1 protein-coding gene is annotated in these 2,109 nt (G+C 67.0%); it reads left to right on the top strand.

Annotation, left to right across the window (positions count from 1 at the left end):
• Positions 1-596 precede the first annotated feature (596 nt).
• On the top strand, positions 597-2,060 hold the full coding sequence (ltrA, locus tag AC5P09_RS51625) for a group II intron reverse transcriptase/maturase (RefSeq protein WP_493880580.1): 1,464 nt from the start codon (positions 597-599) through the stop codon (positions 2,058-2,060).
• Positions 2,061-2,109: the final 49 nt, after the last annotated feature.

Below are 2,109 nucleotides of genomic sequence, written 5' to 3'. Positions count from 1 at the left end.
GTGTGCGCCGTGAGGCGCTTGTTGTTCGAGTGGAGGTGAAAGACCACCACCAACGTCCTGTCGCAGCAGGGCAGTTGAAGCTGGGGGCAGCCTGAGCCGGGAGGTACCGGTGAGGGCGGGAAGCAGCCCCGACAAAGCCGGGACGTGCCAGTACTGCCAGATGGTGCGGGTTCGGCAAGCGAGACGGAGAGGAGTACGCGAGGAACCGGCGTCTACGCCTCCTTAAGGCACGCCAGCTCGAACCTGGTGGATGAGGGCTGGATGCGGTGCGTCCCTGCTGGATGGTCTGCTGGCGGGGAACTTCCCGGGCGGTCTATTTCGGTCGCGCGGGGAGGCCACGGTGAAGTGCTGCGGGGTAGCCGTGGCGAGGCCGCGGGGGCATAGCCGGGCTCCTACTCCGACGATCGAACAGCGAGTGAACACGGGAACTGTCCCGGTCCCGCCCTCCCGCCGCGCGTCCAGCACGGTCAAAGGGCTGGGTCCATCGTCGGCCGATCGGGCCGGGACGGGGCGGAGCCGCCGTAGTACTCCGAGCCGGGGAGAGCCTGGCACATGGGGAAGGGCGGCAGCGGTTTCGAGAAGGGAAGGAGGCTGCAATGCCGAAAGACGCACTGCTGAACAGCAGTGCCCCGGAGGCCCCGTTGGGGTCTCACCAGCGGGTATCGGAGATGCAGGCCAAACTTCACCGTTGGGCGGCGGCCGATGGCGGCCGCAGGTTCGACGATCTGTTCAACCTCGTATGCGACCCGGCGACGCTGCTCGTGGCGTTCGAACGGGTCGCAGGCAACAAGGGAGCCCGAACCCCGGGCGTTGACGGCCTCACCGTCGTCAACGTCGAGCGGGAACTCGGTCTCCCGGGCTATCTGGAGGGCCTGCGCCGCGTACTGAAGACGGGTGAATTCCGCCCGCTGCCGGTGCGCGAGCGCAAGATCCCCAAACCCGGCGGGAGCGGGAAGGTGCGCAAGCTCGGCATCCCGACCGTCTCCGACCGGGTGGTCCAGGCAGCCCTCAAACTGGTGCTGGAGCCGATTTTCGAGGCCGACTTCCTGCCGGTCTCCTACGGTTTCCGGCCCATGCGGCGCGCACACGACGCGATCGCCGAGATCCACCGCTACGGCACCAACGGCTATCGCTGGGTGCTGGACGCGGATATCGAGGCGTGCTTTGACTCCATCGACCACACGGCCCTGCTGGACCGGGTGCGCGCGAGAGTCAAGGACAAGCGTGTGCTGCGGCTGGTCAAGGCGTTCCTCAAGGCCGGCGTCCTCACCGAGGGCGGCGGCCGCGAAGAGACCTTCACCGGCACCCCGCAGGGCGGCATCCTCTCCCCGCTTCTGGCGAACATCGCCCTGTCCGCGCTCGACGAGCACGTGATGGGTCCGTGGGAACCAGGCGGTCGGATGTCCACCAGAGGCAGGCGGGCACACCACCGTCATCACGGCCGCCCGAACTGGCGCATCGTCCGCTACGCGGACGACTTCGTTGTGCTGGTCGACGGCAGCCGCGACGACGCCGCCCGCCTGCGCGAGGACATCGCCGACGTACTGCACCCTCTCGGGCTGCGGCTGTCACCGGCCAAGACTCAGATCGTGCATATGTCGGACGGGTTCGACTTCCTGGGGTTCCACATCCAGTGGCGCCGCAAGCGAGGCTCGAACAAGTGGTACGTCTACACCTTCATCGCCGAGAGGCCCATCCGGCAGCTGAAGGACAAGATCCGTGCCCTGACGAACAGAACGTCGCAGCAGGACCCGGGGACCGTGCTGAAGAGGATCAACTCGATTCTGCGCGGCTGGGCCAGCTACTTCAAGCACGCGGTATGCAAGACCACGCTGAAAGCCCTGGACCACTTCGTGTGGCGGAGGGTGACCAGTTGGTGGATGGTGCTGCATCGCTGGAGGTGGAAGGACGTCCGCCGACGCTTCACTGACCGCAACGGCCGGTGGCACAAGCTCTCGGCGGACGGGATCGAACTGTTCCCCATGGTCTCGATCGCGGTCACCCGCTATCGCTACCGGGGCAACACGATCCCCAACCCCTGGACCCCCAACCACGCTTGAACGGTAGAGACCGTGGAGAGCCCGGTGCGGTGAGAGTCGCACGCCGGGT

Source organism: Streptomyces sp. a15 (assembly GCF_059026085.1).
This window is presented reverse-complemented; position numbering and strand designations above follow the sequence as displayed.